Origin of the sequence: Comamonas sp. Tr-654, from assembly GCF_011752915.1 — a bacterium.
In the GTDB taxonomy this organism is placed as follows: Bacteria; Pseudomonadota; Gammaproteobacteria; order Burkholderiales; family Burkholderiaceae_C; genus Comamonas.
This window is the reverse complement of record NZ_VWWQ01000001.1, coordinates 743,709-763,838: the sequence shown is the minus strand read 5'-3', so window position 1 is coordinate 763,838 and position 20,130 is coordinate 743,709. Positions and strand designations below refer to the sequence as shown.

Sequence of the window (20,130 nt, the reverse complement as noted above, 5' to 3'; positions counted from 1 at the left end):
TTCGATTCCGTTCTGCAGCTCACACAGTCAATGCATTTGAATAGTTGGCAGAGGCTTCGGCCTCGGTTGCCGTTTATCGCTCTTGCACTGTTGCTGACGCGTTTGAACGGTCGACAGGTTGCCCCATCGGGTGCGGCCGGCAGCTTTGACTGGCTGGCCTGCATTGCTGAGCAGTCACGGTCTATCGGTGGTTGGCGTCCTTGTGTGCAACGTTAGATCCGCTGCCTGATGTTTTGTGCTCCTTAGTGCTTGCCGGTTGAGGCGGGCCGGTGCACCAGCACCGGGACGTGACTGTGCGTCAGAACGCGCTGGGTTTCGCTGCCCAGCAAGATTCCGCCTATGCCTTTGCGGCCATGGGAGGCCATGCAGATCAGGTCGCATTGCAATTCCTGAGCCTGCTGAACAATGGCTTGGTAAACAGAGGCGTGGGTGACTCGCACGAAGTTGCAGGGCACGCCTTCAGGCCTGGCGATCTGGTCAACGAATTGCAGGGCCGCATCGGCATCGCTGTTGGCACTGCGTTCGAACTCCGCGCTGTTATAGGTCAGCAGGGCATCCGCGCCATAGATGATGGCGCGGTAATCGGGCATGACATAAAGGCCGGTCACCTTGGCACCTTGCTCACGTGCAAGCAGAACGCCTGCGCGCACTGCTGCCTCGGACAGTTTGGTGCCATCGGTGGGAATGAGCAGGTGCTTGAACATGTTCAATCTCCTGATGCCGGAAGATGTGCCTGAATGCCAATTTATTCCAATACTTCAGGCTGCGCAATGCTCAGAACTTTGCCTGGAGCAGGGCGATCAACAGAGGGAGAATTTCGCCATGGTCAAGGCAGTAGTGTCGTGCAGGCTTACTCCTCCGGTGAAGCTGGAACGCGATTGAGGATCTCGCCAGTGGCTTCCATCTCGAACTGTTGGGGATTAAGCCAGTTGACCTTCTGGTGATCGGAGGTTTCGAAGTAAATGGCAGACGGGCGTATGGAGACGCCATGCGGCATGTCGACTTCGTCGAAACTCTGATAGACCAGAATCAGGCGCAGGTTGCCATTGGCGTCTTTGGCCTGTATGTGCTGCAAGAGCTTGCGGTAGGCACTCATAGGACGCCCTCGTTGACATGTGTGTATGAATGTTTCCACTGTCGAGAAGGTGCCGCAATACCCTGATCCGGGTACTGCGATGGCGGATATTCGCGCCTGACAAGGAGTTTTGTCACTTGCGGGCTGCTGCAAAAGGCGTTTTGGCAGGCAGGAGCAGCCAGAATGTCTGGCAAAAAATTTACATGGCGATCCAGATCGTTTGGCGCCGACGAAATGAAGTTTTCATCGCGGTACTGGCGGCAGTGGCATCTCGCACATCTGTCGATCAGCGGGGCAGACCCTTGAGAGGGCGCCTTGCGGCCCGCTGCGAGTCAGCCAGTCAGGCGGGCATATGGAAGCCTTGCTGCACCAGCTGCAGGTCTGTCGCGACTCGCATGCGACTCGGACTTGTGCTGCATGAGCGTAGTGAGCCCAAGCTTGTCGTGCTTTCAGGCTTGCCGGGCTGCTTGCTCATTGAGAACCATGCGCTCCAACGCTGCGCAGACATCGGCCATGCGCCCGGAGATCAGCAGGCATTCGGGTTGCTTGCGTGGTTCACGCTGAACGATTTTGAGCAGCCGTGCAGAGGGCGGCTGCACCGCCTCGGCGGTGATGGGCGAGGTGGTGGCTAAGGTCCGAGAGTGAAGCACGCGGCTGCCAAGGCGGCTGCGACCGCGATTGGCGCGCATGACCGGAATGCTGATTTGTGTCGCCTTGGGGTGATGAGCCTTGCAGGAGGCGGTCTCCGTGGCAGCTTTGCTCGTGTCGCCAGGAGGATGCAGGGACGATAGGCTTTTCAGTGTCCGGCGAGTCAAAGACTGCAGTGATGTGGCGAATCCCATTTGACAACTCCTCTTGATGACCTTGCGGCATGGATAAGGGCAGGATTGCGTACTTCAGGCAAAGCTCCGCCCAGGGCGAAGCTCAGCAGCTTCGCGCCTACCACCTGGGCTCGAGAGGAAAAGAGGCTTGATGCACCTCCGGGAGGTGCCGACAGGCCGTCTGGCCGCTACATGAACATGCTGTTGCGGATCAGGCCAACGGCCAAGCCTTCGATGGCGAATGGCTCTTCAGGCGAGACGTGAATGATCTTGTAGTCGGGGTTTTCGGGCAGCAGCTCGATGCCCTGAGGCGTGCGCTTGAAGCGCTTGACGGTGACGTCGTCACCGAGGCGGGCCACCACAATCTGACCGTTGCGCGCTTCATGCGTGGCCTGTACCGCCAGCAGGTCGCCGTCCATGATGCCGGCGTCGCGCATGGACATGCCGCGCACCTTGAGCAGGTAGTCGGGTTTGGCGGCAAACAGGCTGGGCTCGACCGAATAGCTTTGATCGATATGTTCCTGAGCCAGAATAGGCGAGCCGGCGGCGACGCGGCCGACTAGGGGCAGCACCAGCGGAGCCAGGGCTGTGAGCGGCAGCGCAAAGCTGGCGCCGCGTGCAGCATTGATGGTGCGCACGGTGTCGGCGCGCAGGCGAATGCCGCGCGATGTGCCGCTGACCAGATCGATGACGCCCTTGCGGGCCAGTGCCTGCAAATGCTCTTCTGCAGCATTGGCCGACTTGAAGCCAAAGGTGCAGGCAATCTCGGCCCGGGTCGGGGGCGCACCCGTGCGAGCGATGGTGGACTGGATGAGGTCCAGAATCTGCTGCTGGCGGGGCGTGAGCTTGGGGTGGTCCATGGGCATTCCTTGATCGATCAATGATGAATACTGTGTGTTCATCCAGTACCTGTATTTTTAATCAGTTTAAAGAGGACTGCAAGTGGAACGTGACAAAAAAATCGTCATCCTGGGCACGGGCGGCACGATTGCCGGTGTCGCCGAGCAGGCCGGCACCAGCGTGGGCTACCGCGCGGCCCAACTGGGCGTGGCTCAGCTGCTGCAGGCCGTGCCGGACCTGGAGCGCGTTGCTGCTGCGTCGTTGCAGGCGGAGCAACTGGCGCAGCTGGACAGCAAGGATATGGATCACGCCACCTGGCATGCGCTCGCGCTGCGCTGTGCCGAGCTGCTCGCGCGTGATGATGTGAGCGGTATCGTGATCACCCACGGCACCGACACCCTGGAGGAAACTGCCTGGTTTCTGCAATGCGTTCTGCGCCCGTCAAAGCCCGTGGTACTGACCTGTGCCATGCGCCCGGCCACAGCCATCTCAGCCGACGGCCCTGGCAATCTGCGTGATGCCGTGGCCTGCGCGGCCGATGCACAAGCCGCTGGCCGGGGTGTGTTGGCGGTGGTGGCGGGCAGGGTGTTCAGCGCACGCCAGGTGCGCAAGGTGCATCCTTACCGTGTGGATGCCTTTGATGGAAGCGGCGCCGGCCCGCAGGGCTGGGTGGAAGAGGGGCGGGCGCGCTGGGCAACGGGCGGGCTGCCTAGGGTAGCTGCGGCTGGCTCGCCTGCAATCGCTTTACCGCCCGCAGGTCAATGGCCCCAGGTGGAATTGCTGCACAGCCATGCGGGCTGCAACAGTACCGTGGCGCTGGCGGTGATGCAGGCCTGGCATGCGGCAGGCGTGCGCGCCGTGGTGGTGGTGGGCACGGGCAATGGCACGGTCCATCGGGCATTGGGGCCAGCCCTGGACTGGGCGCAGGCGCAGGGCATGGCGTTGTGCATCACGACCCGGTGCGAAGAGGGGCCGGTGGTGCAGGCTCAGGGAGCACAGGATGGCCACACGAGCAGCCTGCCTGCGCCCAAGGCCAGAATCAGCCTGATGCTGGAGCTGATGGGCTGGCCTCGCGCTCTGGGTTGATGCTCTTATTATGAGAGCTTTTAGCCTTTGTTGATGAAGAGTATTGGCGGTATTTCGACCTGAAAGCCAATGAATGCAAGCGCAGGAAGCTATGAATGTTGATGGCCGCAACTCCGCTTCGGTACAGTGTGCCCGCATTGGACGGATGCCAGCCGAAAGGCCGGGAGCTTGAGCTTCGAGAACAAAAAAGGCCAGTGAAGACACCGGCCTTTTTTGCCCAGAGATGCCTGACCGCGAAAGGTCGGCAAGGCTCCACGAGCGAGTGATCAGGAAGCCAGAGCAGCCAGAGCGCGCTCGGTGATTTCTTCCACGCTACCTGTGCCGCTGATGGCACGGTACTTGGGGGCCGCTGCTGCGTCGGCCTTGGCCCAGTTGCTGTAGTAGTCCACCAGAGGACGGGTCTGGTTGCTGTAAACGTCCAGGCGCTTCTTGACGGTTTCTTCCTTGTCGTCTTCGCGCTGCACCAGGTCTTCACCGGTCACGTCGTCCTTGCCTTCCACCTTGGGAGGGTTGAACTTGACGTGGTAGGTGCGGCCCGAGGCTGGGTGGCTGCGGCGGCCGCTCATGCGTTCGATGATGGCGTCGAAGGGCACATCGATTTCCAGCACATAGTCCAGCTTCACGCCGGCGGCCTTCATGGCGTCGGCCTGGGGGATAGTGCGGGGGAAGCCGTCAAACAGGAAACCCTTGGCGCAGTCGGGCTGGGCGATGCGTTCCTTGACCAGGTTGATGATCAGATCGTCGCTGACCAGCTGGCCGGCGTCCATCACGGCCTTGGCTTGCAGACCCAGAGGGGTGCCAGCCTTGACGGCGGCGCGCAGCATGTCGCCCGTGGAGATTTGAGGGATACCGTACTTTTGGCAAATAAAGGCCGCCTGAGTGCCTTTGCCGGCGCCGGGTGCACCCAACAAAATCAGTTTCATGGAAATCCTTGAGGAGAGTAGAAATTCTTGCTGGCTCAGGCAGACGGGTGGTCGTCCGTAGTCCCCGGGCCGTATTTTTTCGCGGGCAAGGATAGCACGCACAAGACCAACACAGGCTTACACAATTCAGTCAAGGCTGTCACAAGTGCGGCCAATCGAAGGCATGTATCCGCTGCAAACGCGATTGCTGTAGTTGTAATCCAGATGCCGAAGCCGTTACATATGCTATTCGGACTATGCGGAAAGTATAGCTATCGGCGCTTTCCTGGACTGGCCCAGGGCCCTTTGGGGTGGCGCGCGCCGACAGGGCTGCTGCCGGCTTGATGCGTGAGCAGCCCTGGATGAAGATGGCCCGCGCACCGGTGTCGCCAAAGTGCGCAGGTCTTTTACTCACACAGCAAAAACGGCGCGCACGCGCTCAAGGTCTTCGGGCGTGTCTACGCCGGCACCCGGTGCATCGGGTGTGATGTGCACGGCAATGCGGTGGCCGTGCCAGAGGGCGCGCAGTTGCTCCAGCTGTTCCATGGCTTCGGTCGGCGCGGGTGCCAGTTGCGGGAACTCGCGCAGAAAACCGGCCTTGTAGCTATAGATGCCAATATGGCGCAGCGGTGTGAAACCTGTGTGACCAGCCTTGGGGGCCGCCGTCTGCCACCAGGCTTCATCGCCGTGGTCGCGCGAGAAAGGGATGGGCGCGCGGCTGAAATAGCTGGCCAGACCCTTGGCGTCACAGACTACCTTCACCACATTCGGGTTGCGGTAATCCGTCAGGCTATCAATAGGATGGGCGGCCGTGCCCATGCTGGCTTCGGGGCGGGCCAGCAGCAGTTGCGCCACGGCCTCGATGAGCTTGGGGTCGATCAGCGGCTCGTCGCCCTGCACATTGACGACCACATCGTCGCCGGACAGGCCCAGTTGCGCACAGGCTTCGGCCAGACGGTCGCTGCCGCTTGGATGATCCTTGCGCGTCAGGATGGCCTGGACGCCATGCCGGGCGCAGGCCGCGACAATGCTTTCGTCGTCGGCGGCCACCACGCAGCGGGCTGCGCCGGCCAGAGCCGCGCGCTGGGCCACGCGCACGACCATCGGCAGGCCGGCAATATCGGCCAGCGGCTTGCCGGGCAGACGGGTCGAGGACAGGCGGGCCGGGATCAGTACCGTATAGCTCATGGATTATTGCTTTTCTTCTTCCAGCTCGTCGTCGGACAGGGTGCGGGCTTCGTTTTCCAGCAGCACCGGGATGCCGTCGCGCACGGGGTAGGCCAGACGCGCGCTGTGGCTGATCAGCTCCTGATGCTCGCGGTCAAAGCGCAGCGGGCCCTTGGTGACGGGGCAGACCAGCAGTTCGAGAAGTTTGGCGTCCATGGAATATTCCTGCAAAACGGGATGAGGGCGCCAGCAGGGGGCTGGCGCTGCAAAAAAGGGGTGATCAGCCGGGGCCGATCCATAGGCTCAATGATAGTCAGGCTGGCTTGCCATCGCGGCGAATATTGGCGTTGGCCTTGGACAGCTGCGCGTCCAGCAGTTCCCAGAAGGCCTGCGGCAGATGCAGCTTGAGGGGCACGGCCCAGGCTTCGGGATGCCTGCGCCAGAGCTTGACGGCGTCTTTTTCGGTGCAAATCAAGGGCTTATCGTTTCCCAGCTTGCGCGAGAAGCTCTCGAAATCATAGTGATCGGGCAGGGCCTGGGTTGCCGCCGCAGTGATGCCCTGGGCGGCCAGCATGGCAAAAAAGGACTCGGGGCGTGCCACGGCGGCCACGGCCTCCGGGCTCTGGTCAGCCAGGCTGCGCAGCGGGATGCTCTGGCCATGGCCGTTGTGGGCAGTGTCGGCCAAGCTGCGCTGCAGCGCGAACGTCGGGGCCGTGCCCGGTGGCCTGGGCGGCTGGCCCGCATGCAGTGTGGCCGTCACCGGGCGGGGCCAGGGCTCGCGCAACGGGCCTGCGGGCAGCAGAAAGCCGTTTCCGACTCCTTCATCATTGAAGACGCACAGCTCAACATCGCGTGCCAGGGCCAGATGTTGCAGGCCGTCATCGCTCACGATCACATCGACCTGCGGGTAGCGCTGGCGCAGCGCTTGCGCTGCCTCCAGGCGCCTGGAGGCGACAAAGACCGGCACGCCGGTGCTGCGCGCCAGCAGGGCGGGCTCGTCGCCGACTTCGCTGGCGGGGCTGTCCGGCAGGGCCTCGCGGCAATCCTGGCCGTTCTCGATTCTGCGGCCATAACCGCGCGAGATGATGGCCGGCTGCCAGCCCCTGGCTTTGAGGTGGGCCACTACGGCCTGAGTCACGGGGGTCTTGCCTGCGCCGCCTGCGATCACATTGCCGACGACGATGACCGGCAGTCCCGTGCTATGCTGGCGGCTGCGCATGCGCCGTGCATTCCAGGCCTGCAGCACTCCATAGAGTCGCGATAGCGGCCACAGCAGCCAGGCACCCGCTCCACGTTGGCGCCAGAGGGCGCGCAAGCCTTGTTGCGAGGAGGATGCTTGGACGGTGTTTTGAGGCATAGGGGTTCGGATCATACGGGCGTGGCCGGAGTTCCCGCAGCCAACCGGCCTGGGATGCGCAAATACCTGGGCCCTGATCCTGGCAGCCAGAGGTCAGAAGTTGCCAAAGAGGCTACCCAGCGCCACGATGGCGGCAAGGGCTGCAGGGCAAGGCGGAAGGCCCGATTCTGCCGTCCAGCCATGGCGTGCCCTGCTGCGGCGGCACAGCCTCGCTGCAAGTGCTGCGCTGCCGGCCCATTGCCCAGCCTCATCGCGATACAGGCACGGCGGCCGCCGCGCCGGCTCGCGCCGCTCAGGTCTCGAAAGGACCGCTGCCCAGCGTTTCCACCACATGGTCCACAAAGCAGGTGATGCGCGCTGCCAGCGCGGTGTTTCGATAGTAGACCGCATTGACGGGCTGACAGATGTCCAGCGTCTGCTTGCCGAACAGTTGCACCAGACTTCCTTGCTCGCGGTCTGCGCGGGTCATGAAGTCCGACAGGCAGACGATACCCAGCCCGGCCAGCGCCATGTGCCGCAGCGTCTCGCCGCTGGAGGAGGCAATGTCCGGGCAAATGTGCACGGCGTTGCCGTCGGTGTCGCGCAGCGGCCAGTCGTTGAGCGATTCTGGCTGGGTAAAACCCAGCAGGCTGTGCTGGTTGAGCTGTGCCGGACTGGCGGGCATGCCGTGGCGCTTGAGATAGGCCGGGCTGGCCAGCACGCGTATGCGGCTGATGCCCACAGGGCGGGCATGCAGTGTGGAGTCCTTGAGCACGCCGATGCGGAATGCCACGTCGGTGCGCCTTTCGAGCAGGTCGATGATGCCTTCGTTGGAGTTCAGCTCCAGCTCCACTTCAGGGTAGCGCGCACGAAATCCTGCAATCAGCGGCACTAGCACATGCAGCATGAAGGGCGTGGCTGCATCGACACGTAACCTTCCCGCCGGACGCATGCGCCGCGCGGCCATCAGTTCCTCCGCTTCGTCGACCGATGCAAGAATGGCGCGGGCGTGCTGCAAGAAAGTGGTGCCTTCCTCGGTCAGCGCCAGGCGTCTGGTGGTGCGGCGCAGCAACGTGGTCTGCAGCTTTTCCTCCAGCCGCCCCAGCGTGCGGCTGGTGGCTGAAATTGTCAGGCCCAGCAGTTCCGACGCGGCTGTGATGGACCCCGTGTCCACGACGGCCACAAAGGCCTGAAGTTCGTCGAGCGTGGTCTTCATTGTTGAATTCGGTTCAAGAAAAATGGGGGATGCCAAGCTTGATCTGCAAATATTAATCGAGGACACCGCCACGAAAACCCGTCCGTGGTTCTGTTCGCCCTGGTCAACGGCGTTTTGCCGAGTTCAACTCCAAGGAGCTGGTGCCGTTGATTGCCGATGGAGCGCAGACCCGTGTTCCGCAGCTTCCCGCAGCGGGTATGGCGCTCAAGTCGGGTCAGGCGTCTGAAGTGGTCACAGGTCATGAAAATTGGCGACTGCTGCTGCAAGATTCTGGTTCTATATTTGATTTGGTTTCAAGAGTATTTGTGAAATACAGGGCTTAATCCGCGACTATGAACGCGGCAAACTTCAGGCATCGGGAAAGCCGGGACGGCCAGCATGCATGCAGGCTCCGGACGGGCTGCAGCCCTCAATCTCATTCAGGAGTGATTTCATGAGCCATATTCCTTCCTTCGGCGTCGGTACTTTCCGCCTCAACGGTCAGGTCGTGATCGATTCCGTGCGCAACGCACTCGACGTGGGTTACCGCGCTGTCGACACAGCCCAGATCTATGGCAACGAAGCCGAAGTCGGCCAGGCCATCGCCGACAGTGGTGTGGCGCGCAGCGATCTGTTTGTAACCACCAAGATCTGGACCGACAACTACAGCCGCGCCAAGCTGATCCCGAGCTTGCAGGACAGTCTCAAGAAGCTGCGTTGCGATTATGTGGATCTGACCCTGATCCATTGGCCCGCACCCGGTAACGGCGTGGAGCTGTCCGAGTACATGGAAGCCCTGGCCGAAGCCAAGGCCCGGGGTCTGACACGCCAGATCGGTATCTCCAACTTCAATATCGAGCTGACCCGCCAAGCCATCGCCGCCGTGGGCCAGGGCGAGATTGCCACCAATCAGATCGAGCTGAGCCCCTATCTGCAGGGCCGCAAGCTGACGGCCTTCCTCAAGGAGCAGGGCATTCAGGTCACGTCCTATATGACTCTGGCCTACGGCAAGGTGCTCAAGGACCCGGTGCTTGCGCAGATAGCGGCCAAGCACCAGGCCACGGTGGCGCAGGTGGCGCTGGCCTGGGCGCTGCAGCTGGGCTATGCGGTGATTCCGTCGTCCACCAAGCGCGAAAACTTGGCCAGCAATCTGCTGGCGCGCGATCTGAAGCTGGATGCCGATGACATGGCGCTGATCGCGGCGCTGGAGCGCAACGGGCGCGAAGTCAGCCCCGAGGGCCTGGCTCCTGTCTGGGACTGATAACGGCGCCGTCATGAGCGCTCAAGCCTGCTTGAGTGTCCGATCCTTGCGCAGCAAGCAGGCGAGGGCGCTCAGGCGGTGCTTGCGTTTCTTTCTGAGCCAGCGTCTTATTTCTTTCGCCTGATCCGGAGAAGGGATCAGGCGCGGGTTCTGTCTGAGCAGGCTTTCGCTGACAGCAAGGTCATTCAGCTCGCCAAGCGGCTGCTGGATTTTCTGCAGCCGCTTGAGCAGGCGGCGATGGTCTGCGGGCAGCACAGACCCGAACAGCTCCAGCAGATAACGTGTTTTCTTGCCGGCCTTTCTGACATCGTGAAAGGCTTCAAGGTCTGGCCTGCCGGAGGTGATCGCCCGTTTGATGCGTCGGCGCAGCTGTCTCACGGATTGCGCAACCTGGGCCTGCGCAAGAACTCGCAGTCGCGGCTGGCTGGACCCAGCATCCACGCTGGCCGACGTTTGCGCCAGAGCTTCCTGCAAGCGTTTCTGTATGTGAAGGGGCGAAAGATTTTCCCGGCCAGCCTGCAGAGCGGATTCACGAGCGGTCGATAAGGCAGCAATGCTGGCCGTGCTGTATTTGTCGTTACGTCTCAGCAGTTCGATCAAAATGTCGTAATCGCGGGCCATGCCTGCTGCGCTGGCAATCGATTTCAGGCTGCTGCGTTGCCGTGCATATTCTCGTGCCTCCATCAGAGGCCGGTAAAACCACCACAGCGTCAGCAGGCTGCGCAAGGTGACGCGCAACTGATGGATTCCCTCGACGTCAGGTACCCGTGCAATGTCCCGGGCCTGTTCGACTGCCGAGTCGACGAGCGGGGTTGCGAGAGCTGAAAACGCCGCTTTGGTGCCGGATCTGCCTTTGCCCATACGAACTCCCGGGGCCGTTGTCATGAGGCTGCAACAGGCGGCGACGCGCAATGCGATGCGGCCTCGCCGATGTTCGCCACAGTGTGCCATGCTCCGTGCCTCCGGCCGTAAGGGGAACGCTGCCTGAATTCCGGCAGCTGTGTGTGCAGATCGGTAGCGGCTCGGGTTGCGAAGAGCCTGAACATGCGCTTGAAGATCAGGCTATGGCAGATGGGCGACGAACACGGCCAAGCTCAAAGCCGGCTCCTCACTGAGGCCATCGCGCGCAGCCTGGTCTGGCCCAGGCTGGCCCCACGCGGCATTGAGCCAGTCCTTTTCGACAATATCTGCGGCAATGGATGCAAGCCCCGCTCCGGGGTCGACGGCGCAGCCGAAAGGCAGCCGGCCATGCGCGGCGGATACAAGGCTGAAGCGCAGCTGCCTGGTCTGTGCCTCATGCCAGCAATAGAAAAGCATGGGTGCATTTCCACTCAATTGCTCCCGTCTGGCTGCCACGACCTGCCTGATGAAATCGGCAAGGGCTTCTGCACTGATGCCCAGAGACTCCTCATCGTCTGGAGAAAAGCACCATAGATTGGACGATGCTTCGTGGTTGATGTCGGTGGCATCGACGACGATCTCGTCATCGCGCGCCACGGTTAGCCATCTGCTTAATGTCGGCGAATCTTGCATGGGGTTTGTGGTGGAGCGGAGCCGAAGCGGCTTGTCTGTGGGGCATGTGCGATGGCGTTGTGCCGAAGAGGTGATTGATGAATACATCCAAGAAAGCCTGGTAGCCAGCCGCGGTAATGAGGGCTAAGCTTGCTGACCTCTATCTCAGGAGTCTCGCATGCCACAGACCATTCGACTGCACCGTGTGATCAAAGCTCCGCCCGAACGCGTCTATCGGGCCTTCACGACTCCCGAGGCCATGGTCAAGTGGCTGCCTCCGCATGGCTTCGCGGCACAGGTGCATGAATTTGACGCACGCGTGGGCGGCCGCTATCGCATGAGCTTCATCAATTTTTCCGCCAATAGCAAAAACAGCTTTGGCGGTGAGTTTCTGGAGCTGGTGCCGGGCCGGCGCATACGCCATACCGATCGATTCGAGGACGCCAACCTACCCGGCGAGATGATCACCACCGTCGATCTGAAAGAGGTCTTTTGCGGCACAGAGCTGCATGTGGTGCAAGAGGGCGTTCCCGACATGATTCCAGAGCAGGCATGCTATCTGGGCTGGCAGGAATCGCTGCAATTGCTTGCCCTCTTGGTGGAGCCAACCATCCCTGATGGAGCGTGAGTGCGGCGGTGCCACTCATAGAGCCGCGGGACAATCGGCCGATGTGGGCAACGACGGAATTCAGCAACGGAGTTTCTGAAACTTGGTCGCGCACTTCACATGGTTTAGCTGCTGCTGGGGGCAGACGCTGATATTGAGCAAGTGACACCGAGCGACTGCTTGCGCCGCGAAGGGCTCCACTTCGATCCTAGACCGTCCCACAAGGTGAAGGGTTGACCAAACCAGCCAACCGTACTTGCATCAGTTCCAGCAGCGCCCGGACACGCGCAGTTACGGAATGGCGATGGCTGTATGCCCCCAGCAATTTCAGTGGCGCGGGGCACAGGTCTAGTGGTACCTCCTGCAATCGGCCCGTAGCAAGGTCTTCCTGGCAGGGATAGGCAGCCACAATCGCGAAGCCGATACCTTGCCGAGCGCCGGCCACTGCCAGCTCTCCGCTGTTGACGCGATAGCGGCTGCGGACTGGCACCTTGACGATTTCGCCCGTAGCGTCCTGAAACTGCCAGGGCTGCCCCTTCAGTGCACTGAGGGTGGTGATGCAGGGCAGAGATTTCAGCTCACGCACGTGGCGAGGAATGCCGGTTTTGACCAGCAAGGAGGGGGCGGCAACCACGATGCTGGGCAGTATGGCGAGTTCGCGGGTGATGAACGCGCTGTCCTCCTGATGGCCCCGGTGGAAGACGATGGAAAGGTCAACGTCTTCTCGAAGCACTTCCAGCCCGGTCATCCGGGTGTCGCATTCGAGCTCGATCCCCGGATGGAGACTACAGAATTCGGCAAGGATGGGAGCTAGCAGCCTTGGTGCCTCGCCAGGCATGCACATCTTCAAAGGACCACGCAGTTCGCGCTGCACAGCACCAAGTTCATCCTGCGTGGAGAGCAAAGTGTCGAGCAAGGGCTTGGCGCGCTCGTAGAGCAGCCGACCGGCTTCCGTCATGCGCAGATGGCGGGTGCTCCGTTCCAGCAGGCGTGTGCCGAGTTTGCTCTCCAGTGCAGCAACGTGGCGGCTGACGTTGGACGAAGGCATGGCCAATAGACGCGATGCGCCAGCAAAGCTCTGCTCATCAACAACTGCCGCATAGACACGGACAGTATTCAGGTCGAGTGCATCGCGCATTGATTATCCCGTTTGAGGTATGAAAACGTCCCATTTTTTCAGGCTAGTTCTCTCCAGTGGCGAAATTTAACATGCCCTTTTGTCCGATGCGATACGGTGGACCGTGCATCGGGCACCGTATGGACAGAGGAGAGATTCAAAATGAAAATTGGAATACTTGGCGGCGGCATTGCGGGCCTGAGCATGGCACTGGCTTTGCACAAGCAGGGATACAGCCCTCGGGTCTATGAGCGCAGAGCAGAGCCGGCAACCATGGGGGCCGGCGTTACGCTTTGGCCCAATGCCAGCTTTGTGCTGGAAGAACTGGGGCTGTTGCAAGACATCGAAGCCATTGGCGGCCGGCCAAAGACAATGCGCCGCCAGGATGCTGCGGGAAATGCACTGGGAGGGCTCGATATCGCCTTGCTGGACCGGACGATGGGATACCCCACCTACACAGTGCTGCGCAGGCACTTGCAGCAGGTGTTGCTGGACCATGTGACACGGGCGGGGATTCCGGTGAAGTTCGGGCGCAGGGCGGTGGCCCTTGAGCAGGATGCTCATGGCAGAGCCGTGGCGCACTTCGAAAATGGATCGAGCATCCGTCCGGATTTGCTCATTGGTGCCGACGGCCGCATGGATTCGGTGGCGCGCAAGTTTGTTGCGGGTGACAACAAGCCCATCTACCAGGGCTTTGTGAATTGGATCGGCGTGGCACAGTGCCCGCATGCGCTGGTGGACGATATTTCGATTCAGGACTTTTGGGGGGCGGGTGAGCGTTTTGGCTGTGTGCCGATTCGACCTGACCTGGTGTACTGGGCCGCGGCGCAGGCTCGGCCCCTATCTGAGGCTTCGCCCACCGTAGACATGCGCGAGGAAGTCGGGAACTTGTTCGCGAAATGGCCTGAACCGGTTGCGCGCATCATCCGTGCCACACCCGCGAATGCCATTCGACTGATTGCAGTGCATGACCTGGAGCCGCTGCATACATGGAGCCGGGCGAATGTGCTTCTGGTTGGAGATGCCGCGCATGCGCCGTTGCCGACGTCGGGGCAAGGTGCTTGCCAAGCACTGGAAGATGCGTGGCATTTGGCCCGGTGTCTGGATGGTGCAAATGGTGGCTGGGAAGAGGTCTTCCAGGCGTTTGCGAACATCCGCGCGCCCAAAACCGCAAGGCTGGCGGAACAGGGCCGAGTCTTCGCGCGCGGATTGTTTGCCACCGATCCTGAAACCTGCCGCATCCGCAACGAGCGAGCCAAGGCGTCCAACCCCATGCATGACGTGCAGGTCTTGGCCGCCGGGTGGGGACAGGGTCTGCCGATGCCTGGTGGTGCGGACATCATGTCGGCAGAGGAGGGGAGCTTCGGCAGCCTGTACCGCATCGAATGACGTGCTCTGGATTTCGCAAAGATAGAAAGTCATGTCCCCAGTGACGAAAGCGAACAGCCGGATGAACGTTAAAGGCGCTGGATGTGGTCCTTCGGGTTTCATACAAACGGTGACAAGCAGCGATAAAGGGCGATTCCCACGCATCGAGTCAGCTTGCATGTGGACTCCGGCCTTCAGGCTGCCACATACCATCGAACTCGACAGCGACTAAGGGTCGTGAGCTGGACTAGGTGACTGGCAGCTACCGGCCAAGAGATGCCGGTCGCTGCGAGTAAAAGCGGGTGCCCAATGGAAAAGGCAAGCGGCTGGTCATAGGCCAGACCGCTTGTGTGACAGGCTGAAGTGGCTGGCGCCACCGCTGTACCAGGCGCACGCGGATGATCGCTGTTGCCAACTTCTGCAGTGTTTCGCGTTTCGTGGATATCGGACTGAACATCGGCTCGCCAGGATCGAGCGGTGGGGCAAGAGGATCTGGCTGCATGGAGCGCTGCGCATGCACCGCTGCTGTGACTTTCATGTCACGCCGTACAAGCGTCACGAAAAGTACTTATGTGTTGCTTAGAGTTCGCGCAGCGGTTGCAAGAAGCTGCCGCCAATTCCTCTGATCAGTTCCGTTCGTATCTCGCCAATGAAAAATCAAAAAACGCGCTCGCGCAATCTGGCAATCGTGATGGGTGCATTCGTCGCCTCTTCTTCCAGCCTTGCCTTGGCACAATCCTCCATCACCATATTTGGCATAGTGGACGTCGGTATCACCAGCGCCAAATCCGGCGGCAACAGGCTCAATGCCTTGAACTCCAGCCAAGGCAAGACCAGCCTGATCGGCTTTCGCGGCACCGAAGACCTCGGTGGCGGCAACCATGCTCAGTTCTGGCTGGAAGGCGGCCTCAACCCCGACGTCGGCAGTGGCGGCAGCAGCGGCTCTCTGGGTTTCGAGCGCCGTTCCACCATCGGGCTGATCAACAACTCCTGGGGTGAAATCCGCCTGGGTCGCGACTACACCCCCAGCTACAACATCTTTACCGCCTTCGGGGGCCCCGACACCACCACCGGCGTGCAGGCCAACCTGTTCCAGACGATCCGCCAGACTGCCTATAACGCCGCCAGCCAAAGCGGCACGGTGGATCGCACGCGAATCAGCAACTCCGTGGGCTACTTCCTGCCACGCGATTTGGGCGGTGTCTACGGTCAGTTCTCGGTTTCCTTTGGTGATGAAAACGCCTCGAGATCTGGCGCAAGCAAGGCCCGCAGATACATAGGCGGCAACCTGGGATATCGCTCTGGCCCGCTGAACGTGGGTATTGGCTACGGCAAGATCGAGGGCACTGCAGCCGTGACTTCGCCCAGTGCCATCGCTGCAACCAGCGATCTGGAAGACTTTGTGTTAGGCGCTTCCTACAACTTCGGCAGTTTCGTGCTCAATGGCGGATATAACAGCCTGAAGTGGAATCCCGTCAGTGGCGCAACCTCCGGAAAGGTGGATGGTGTTTACCTGGGCGCAACCATCCCCGTGGGGCCAGGCAGCTTCCGCGTCAAGTACGCCAGCGCCAAGTTCAGCGGTAACGCCACGGCTCTCACGCGCAGCGGCGGCAAGACCGACAAGTATTCGATCGGATATGTCTACGACTTCTCCAAGCGCACCTCCATGTACGCCGGGATTGCGCGTGTCAACAACAAGAATGGCGCCAGCATCGGCCTGATCGGCGGCCCTGCAGGTGTCGCCAACACCGGGTCGACTGGCGTGGATATCGGCATCAGCCACTCATTCTGAGCGGCACGACGCCTCTTTCCGCAAGGAAGTCTTCAAGGTCGGGCAGGCCTTCGCCTCGTCGGGCTTGGGGACTTCCATCTTCCTCTCAAGCCATACTTGCCATGCGCCACCTTACTTCTTCCTCCTGCCTGATGGCCGCGACCGCCGTCGCGGTTACCTTGCTGAGCGCCTGCGCCGATACCCGCCCGCTCCAGGCCGCTAGCTCCGAGACGGTCACTCAGACCAGCGGCGTCGGCAGCGTCAGCGCCATCGTCATGCGCCAGGACGTCCAGTTCGACGACACGTTCTATTTCCCCTATGAAGGCCACCACCCTGCCACCAAGGCTGATTTCCCCAAGGGCTTTCTGCCGGCCTATGGCTCGGGCCTGGCATTGAAGGGCAGGCGGGCCGACGGCACGCTGGAGTTCTATGCCATTACCGACCGCGGCCCGAACGCCACCACCGGCCCGGTGACGCAGATCACCGACGGCTCCAACCCCATGGGCTTTGCCAGTTCCACGGTGTTTCCTTCGCCCAACTTCACGCCGTCCATCGGCGTGATCACTCTCGGCAAGGACGGAGCCAGGCTCGTCTCGACCCTGCCGATCAAGTTCAGCGCCGCACAGAACGCCAATGGGCGTGTGCAGCCACGGGGCATCACGGGCAATACGGGCGAGCAAGTTCTGGACGACTCCTTCACCTACCCCGGCAAGGCCAAGGGCTACAGTGAATTCGGCCTGGACACTGAATCGGTGGTGGTGGACGCCGCACGCAATGTGCTGTGGGTTTCCGATGAATACGGCCCCTTCGTCCTGAAGATCGACCCGGCTACCGGCATCATTCTGAAGAAATACAAGCCCGGTGCCGGCGCTGCCGATCTGCCTGCCATCCTCGCCAAACGCCGCGCCAACCGTGGCATGGAAGGGCTGAGCATCGATGTGGCCAGTGGCAAGCTGCACGGTTTCCTGCAAAGCCCTCTGGACGACGGCAAGGCCGACTACACCACTGCTGCCGTTTCCGGTGCGACCGGCAAGTCGGAAAATGTGCGCGACTACGCCCGTTTTGTGCGCTGGGTGGAGTTTGACCCGACTACCGAGAAAACCCGTTTGTTTGCATTGCCCGTGGACAGCAGCTGGTACAGCCAGGGCAAGACCGGGAACGCCAAGCTGGGTGATGTGGTTTCGCTGGGCAATGGAAAGTTCATCGCCATCGAGCAAGGCACGGGCAAAGACAAAAAAGTCTTTAACGATCTGGTGCTGATCGAGTTTCCGGTCAACGCTACCGACATTACCGCGCTGGGATCCGACCTGGAAAAGAGCAGCCTGACCGGCAAGCCGGTCAATGGCGCGGACTATTCCAAGGTGGTGGCGCTCAAGAAGACCCGGCTCTTCAACTTGAACGCCACCGGCTGGGAGGCCGAGAAGGCCGAGGGACTGGCATTGGTCGACGACTACACGCTGGCGCTGACCAACGACACCGACTTCGGTGTCTCGCTGGCCGTGCTGGACGCCAGTGGCAAGCAGATTGAAGGCTCGGACGTCACCAAATGCATGGTGGATGCCGACGGCAAGATCGTGAGCGATGGCAAATGCGCCAAGGGTGCGGCAAGCCTGCGCTTTACCACCAATGACGTCGATGATCGCGCACAGCGACTGTGGACCTTTAAGTTCAGCAAGAAGTTGAGCGAATACGGCGCTCCCTGATCGACAGCGGCTGCAGCAGCCGCTTTTGCTGTAGCCCAGGGCACCGCACCGGCTCCAGTCGGCCCGCTCGCACGAGTGCCGTGCTGATGCTGCGTACAGCGACCTGCGCTGGTGCTCCGGCACAGTGTGGTTTTTGGCAAGGGGCTGGAGGCAGGGTTGCTAGGCTGGATAGCAGAAGACTGCCAGAAATGAAAAATAGATAACTGACAAGCCGAGCCAGAGGACATTTCTAAAGCGCGAGCGTGACACCAAGATTCCGACAAAACCAAATGCAGCGGCAATGAACAACCAGCCGCTCACTACGGCGCTCAGTCCGAAAGAGGTGGAAATACCAAGCTTCCCCCCGGTCGTGAGTTGATGCTCAGTGATGCCAATCCAACCTACGCTCGCGCAGATTGCAGCCATCACACCACAGGCCATAACGACGGATATCGGAGGTCTCATCAATCTCAATGTAATGTAGACCGCACCAAGCTGCAGGCCATGCGATCTGAGCTGGCGCGAAAGAGCGCGCAAAGGGGCTTGCAGCTTAGCTGAATGGCGGCGTTGGAGCTATAGGCTGAATGGCCGGTTCAGGCTTGTGAGCTGCCCTCGTTGGCTGATCGCTACCGGTCACAAAAGGTCACTGGCCAGGTCCCAGAGCCTCCGACGTTCGTGCATTTCACAGGGTCATAACCATTTCATGCCAGGCCATGCCACCGTGGTCTGAGTCCGAAGGACGCTGGTACTGAAATCCCAGGCGAGAGTACAGCCCCACATGCCGCTCCTTGCACATCAGGTGGATGGTTTTCTTGTCCTCGGTGCGCATCTTCTCGACAAAGGTATGCATCATGCTGGTGGCGTAGCCGCGGCCTTGGAAAGCCGGATCGATCACCACGGACATGATGACCACGTTAGGTGCGGCAGCGTCATGCCCGATCAGCTCCTTGAACTCCTCGTCAGACATGCACACCTTGTAGGCGCAGCCACTGTTGATGAAGCCAATGATCTGCCCATCGTGTTCCATGATCAGGAAGCCATTCGGATATTCACGAATACGTTTGGTGATCTTGGCAAGCGTGGCTGCTTCATCACCCTCATAGGCACCGGCTTCGATGTCGTAGCAGCGATCGGCGTCTTCTGGTTGAGCATGGCGGAACGTGAGATCTGGTGTCATGGCGGAGGTCATTTCAAGGCTCATAAATCGTCAATTTCATGATGCTAATTGGAATGATCGCTGCATGTAATGCATTGTTTTCATTGCATACTGCATATCATGCACTCCGCTTTACGCCGTCTCGATCTCAATCTACTGCTGGTCTTTGACGCCCTGTTTCGTCACCGCAGTGTCGTTGCAGCAGCCGATGAGCTGGCCATCAGCCCTTCGGCCTGCAGCCATGCCCTGGCCCGACTTCGGGACGGATTGGGCGATGAGCTGTTTTTTCGCACTGGCAGCAGCATGCAGCCCACAGTGCGAGCTGCCGAGATGGCGGAGGGAATTACCCTGGCTCTGCATGCGCTTTCGGAGCAGTTGGGTGACCCGGCGGCCTTTGCACCTGGCAGCAGCACTCAGTCTTTCACTTTCGCTGCTACCGACTTCACCACCTTTGCTTTGATGCCTGCGTTGATCTCCAGGATCGAGCATGAGGCGCCTCATATGCGCCTGCGCGTGGTCCATTCGCGTCACCGAGATGCCTTCAGCGACCTAGTGCAAGAAGGAGCCCATTTCGTCATGGGTTTTTCGGACGAATTCAGCCCGGCGCAAGAAGGCGTGGAGGTCTTGCAAGGACATACCGATGCCTATGTCGTCGTTGCGCGCAGAGGCCATCCTCGCATCGGCAAGAGGCTCTCCATGGCGCAGTATCTGGCAGAACGCCATGTGGTCGTGAAGCCCTGGCAGGAGGAGAAAGGCACCATAGACTCGGCATTGAGCAAGGGCGGATGGACTCGTGAGATCGCGATAGAGCTGCCCAGTGTCATGGCCGCGCCTTTTATCGTGGCAAATTCAGATTTGCTCATTACGCTGCCCCGCCTGGCTGCACTGCAGTTGGAGGCCTCGGCAGCGATTGCGATCTTCAAAGCACCTTTTGAGGTGCCGTCATACACTCTGAACGTGTATTTTCAGCATCGGCATCTGAGCAGTCCATGGCATCGCTGGATGCGCGCTCGTCTGGAGAGCATATTGCGCCCCAAAGGGTGACTAAAGCGTGTGAGCAATTGCCCGCATTGGGGCGTGAGCATTCCTTGGCGGAAAGCTGCTACCGGCTGTGGATTCAACCGGTCGATGCGACATACGCGCTGCAAATCTCAGCGGGCGTATGGGAGCCGAGCGTCTTGTGTGACCTCTCATTCAATTGTTTCGCTATCGCGTTGAGCTCATGCGGCAACCG

General features: G+C 60.7%; 20 protein-coding genes. 7 read left to right on the top strand and 13 right to left on the bottom strand.

The window, feature by feature from the left end; all coding sequences use genetic code 11:
* Positions 1 to 242 precede the first annotated feature (242 nt).
* The 4 genes from F3J24_RS03385 to lexA all read right to left on the bottom strand — a co-directional run bounded on the left by F3J24_RS03385 (position 243) and on the right by lexA (position 2,756).
* Positions 243 to 704, bottom strand: coding sequence for a universal stress protein (locus F3J24_RS03385; protein ID WP_045839521.1), 462 nt, complete (start codon positions 702 to 704; stop codon positions 243 to 245).
* A 146-nt stretch (positions 705 to 850) separates the two neighbouring features.
* Positions 851 to 1,096 carry a hypothetical protein gene (locus F3J24_RS03380; RefSeq protein WP_019042785.1) on the bottom strand — a complete coding sequence of 82 codons (246 nt, stop codon included), beginning with the start codon at positions 1,094 to 1,096 and terminating at the stop codon, positions 851 to 853.
* A gap of 428 nt (positions 1,097 to 1,524) precedes the next feature.
* On the bottom strand, positions 1,525 to 1,917 hold the full coding sequence (locus F3J24_RS25095; RefSeq protein WP_167002700.1) for a hypothetical protein: 393 nt from the start codon (positions 1,915 to 1,917) through the stop codon (positions 1,525 to 1,527).
* 167 nt (positions 1,918 to 2,084) lie between these two features.
* Positions 2,085 to 2,756, bottom strand: coding sequence for a transcriptional repressor LexA (gene lexA / locus F3J24_RS03370; protein ID WP_167002698.1), 672 nt, complete (start codon positions 2,754 to 2,756; stop codon positions 2,085 to 2,087).
* A gap of 82 nt (positions 2,757 to 2,838) precedes the next feature.
* Here lexA and F3J24_RS03365 point away from each other — a divergent pair, with 82 nt between their 5' ends.
* Complete coding sequence (locus F3J24_RS03365; protein ID WP_167002696.1) at positions 2,839 to 3,822, top strand: asparaginase; 984 nt, start codon at positions 2,839 to 2,841, stop codon at positions 3,820 to 3,822.
* A 266-nt stretch (positions 3,823 to 4,088) separates the two neighbouring features.
* Here the strand turns inward: F3J24_RS03365 and adk are convergent, their stop codons facing one another.
* From adk to F3J24_RS03340, 5 genes are all read right to left on the bottom strand, one after another.
* On the bottom strand, positions 4,089 to 4,745 hold the full coding sequence (gene adk, locus F3J24_RS03360; protein ID WP_003054002.1) for an adenylate kinase: 657 nt from the start codon (positions 4,743 to 4,745) through the stop codon (positions 4,089 to 4,091).
* Between the two features lie 390 nt (positions 4,746 to 5,135).
* Positions 5,136 to 5,912, bottom strand: coding sequence for a 3-deoxy-manno-octulosonate cytidylyltransferase (gene kdsB / locus F3J24_RS03355; RefSeq protein WP_167002694.1), 777 nt, complete (start codon positions 5,910 to 5,912; stop codon positions 5,136 to 5,138).
* A gap of 3 nt (positions 5,913 to 5,915) precedes the next feature.
* Positions 5,916 to 6,107: a Trm112 family protein gene (locus tag F3J24_RS03350; RefSeq protein ID WP_003054006.1), complete on the bottom strand. Its 192-nt coding sequence runs from the start codon at positions 6,105 to 6,107 to the stop codon at positions 5,916 to 5,918.
* A gap of 97 nt (positions 6,108 to 6,204) precedes the next feature.
* The gene (lpxK, locus tag F3J24_RS03345; RefSeq protein WP_167002692.1) at positions 6,205 to 7,248 is read right to left on the bottom strand and encodes a tetraacyldisaccharide 4'-kinase; all 1,044 of its coding nucleotides are present in this window, start codon (positions 7,246 to 7,248) and stop codon (positions 6,205 to 6,207) included.
* Between the two features lie 292 nt (positions 7,249 to 7,540).
* A complete protein-coding gene (locus F3J24_RS03340; RefSeq protein WP_167002690.1) occupies positions 7,541 to 8,443 on the bottom strand; it encodes a LysR family transcriptional regulator in 903 nt (300 codons plus the stop codon).
* A gap of 433 nt (positions 8,444 to 8,876) precedes the next feature.
* Between F3J24_RS03340 and dkgB the strand changes: the two genes are divergently transcribed.
* Positions 8,877 to 9,683 carry a 2,5-didehydrogluconate reductase DkgB gene (dkgB, locus tag F3J24_RS03330; RefSeq protein ID WP_167002686.1) on the top strand — a complete coding sequence of 269 codons (807 nt, stop codon included), beginning with the start codon at positions 8,877 to 8,879 and terminating at the stop codon, positions 9,681 to 9,683.
* A 21-nt stretch (positions 9,684 to 9,704) separates the two neighbouring features.
* Here the strand turns inward: dkgB and F3J24_RS03325 are convergent, their stop codons facing one another.
* The gene (locus tag F3J24_RS03325; protein WP_167002684.1) at positions 9,705 to 10,544 is read right to left on the bottom strand and encodes a CHAD domain-containing protein; all 840 of its coding nucleotides are present in this window, start codon (positions 10,542 to 10,544) and stop codon (positions 9,705 to 9,707) included.
* 201 nt (positions 10,545 to 10,745) lie between these two features.
* On the bottom strand, positions 10,746 to 11,303 hold the full coding sequence (locus tag F3J24_RS03320) for a hypothetical protein (protein WP_240154227.1): 558 nt from the start codon (positions 11,301 to 11,303) through the stop codon (positions 10,746 to 10,748).
* 70 nt (positions 11,304 to 11,373) lie between these two features.
* Here F3J24_RS03320 and F3J24_RS03315 point away from each other — a divergent pair, with 70 nt between their 5' ends.
* A complete protein-coding gene (locus tag F3J24_RS03315; RefSeq protein WP_019042959.1) occupies positions 11,374 to 11,823 on the top strand; it encodes an SRPBCC family protein in 450 nt (149 codons plus the stop codon).
* A gap of 187 nt (positions 11,824 to 12,010) precedes the next feature.
* Here F3J24_RS03315 and F3J24_RS03310 read toward each other — a convergent pair whose 3' ends face one another.
* Entirely contained in the window at positions 12,011 to 12,940 is a 930-nt protein-coding gene (locus F3J24_RS03310) for a LysR family transcriptional regulator (RefSeq protein WP_167002682.1), read from the bottom strand.
* Positions 12,941 to 13,081: 141 nt separating this feature from the next.
* On the opposite strand from F3J24_RS03310, the gene F3J24_RS03305 reads away from it, so the two are divergent.
* The 3 genes from F3J24_RS03305 (at position 13,082) to F3J24_RS03295 (ending at position 17,761) form a co-directional block, all read left to right on the top strand.
* The gene (locus F3J24_RS03305; RefSeq protein ID WP_167003446.1) at positions 13,082 to 14,308 is read left to right on the top strand and encodes an FAD-dependent monooxygenase; all 1,227 of its coding nucleotides are present in this window, start codon (positions 13,082 to 13,084) and stop codon (positions 14,306 to 14,308) included.
* Between the two features lie 670 nt (positions 14,309 to 14,978).
* Positions 14,979 to 16,079: a porin gene (locus F3J24_RS03300; protein WP_167003444.1), complete on the top strand. Its 1,101-nt coding sequence runs from the start codon at positions 14,979 to 14,981 to the stop codon at positions 16,077 to 16,079.
* A gap of 101 nt (positions 16,080 to 16,180) precedes the next feature.
* Positions 16,181 to 17,761, top strand: coding sequence for an esterase-like activity of phytase family protein (locus F3J24_RS03295; protein WP_167002680.1), 1,581 nt, complete (start codon positions 16,181 to 16,183; stop codon positions 17,759 to 17,761).
* A gap of 661 nt (positions 17,762 to 18,422) precedes the next feature.
* Here the strand turns inward: F3J24_RS03295 and F3J24_RS03290 are convergent.
* Positions 18,423 to 18,929 (bottom strand): GNAT family N-acetyltransferase, encoded by a 507-nt coding sequence (locus tag F3J24_RS03290; protein ID WP_240154225.1) that lies wholly within the window; start codon positions 18,927 to 18,929, stop codon positions 18,423 to 18,425.
* Between the two features lie 87 nt (positions 18,930 to 19,016).
* Here F3J24_RS03290 and F3J24_RS03285 point away from each other — a divergent pair, with 87 nt between their 5' ends.
* Positions 19,017 to 19,940 (top strand): LysR family transcriptional regulator, encoded by a 924-nt coding sequence (locus F3J24_RS03285; RefSeq protein ID WP_205244583.1) that lies wholly within the window; start codon positions 19,017 to 19,019, stop codon positions 19,938 to 19,940.
* Positions 19,941 to 20,130 lie beyond the last annotated feature (190 nt).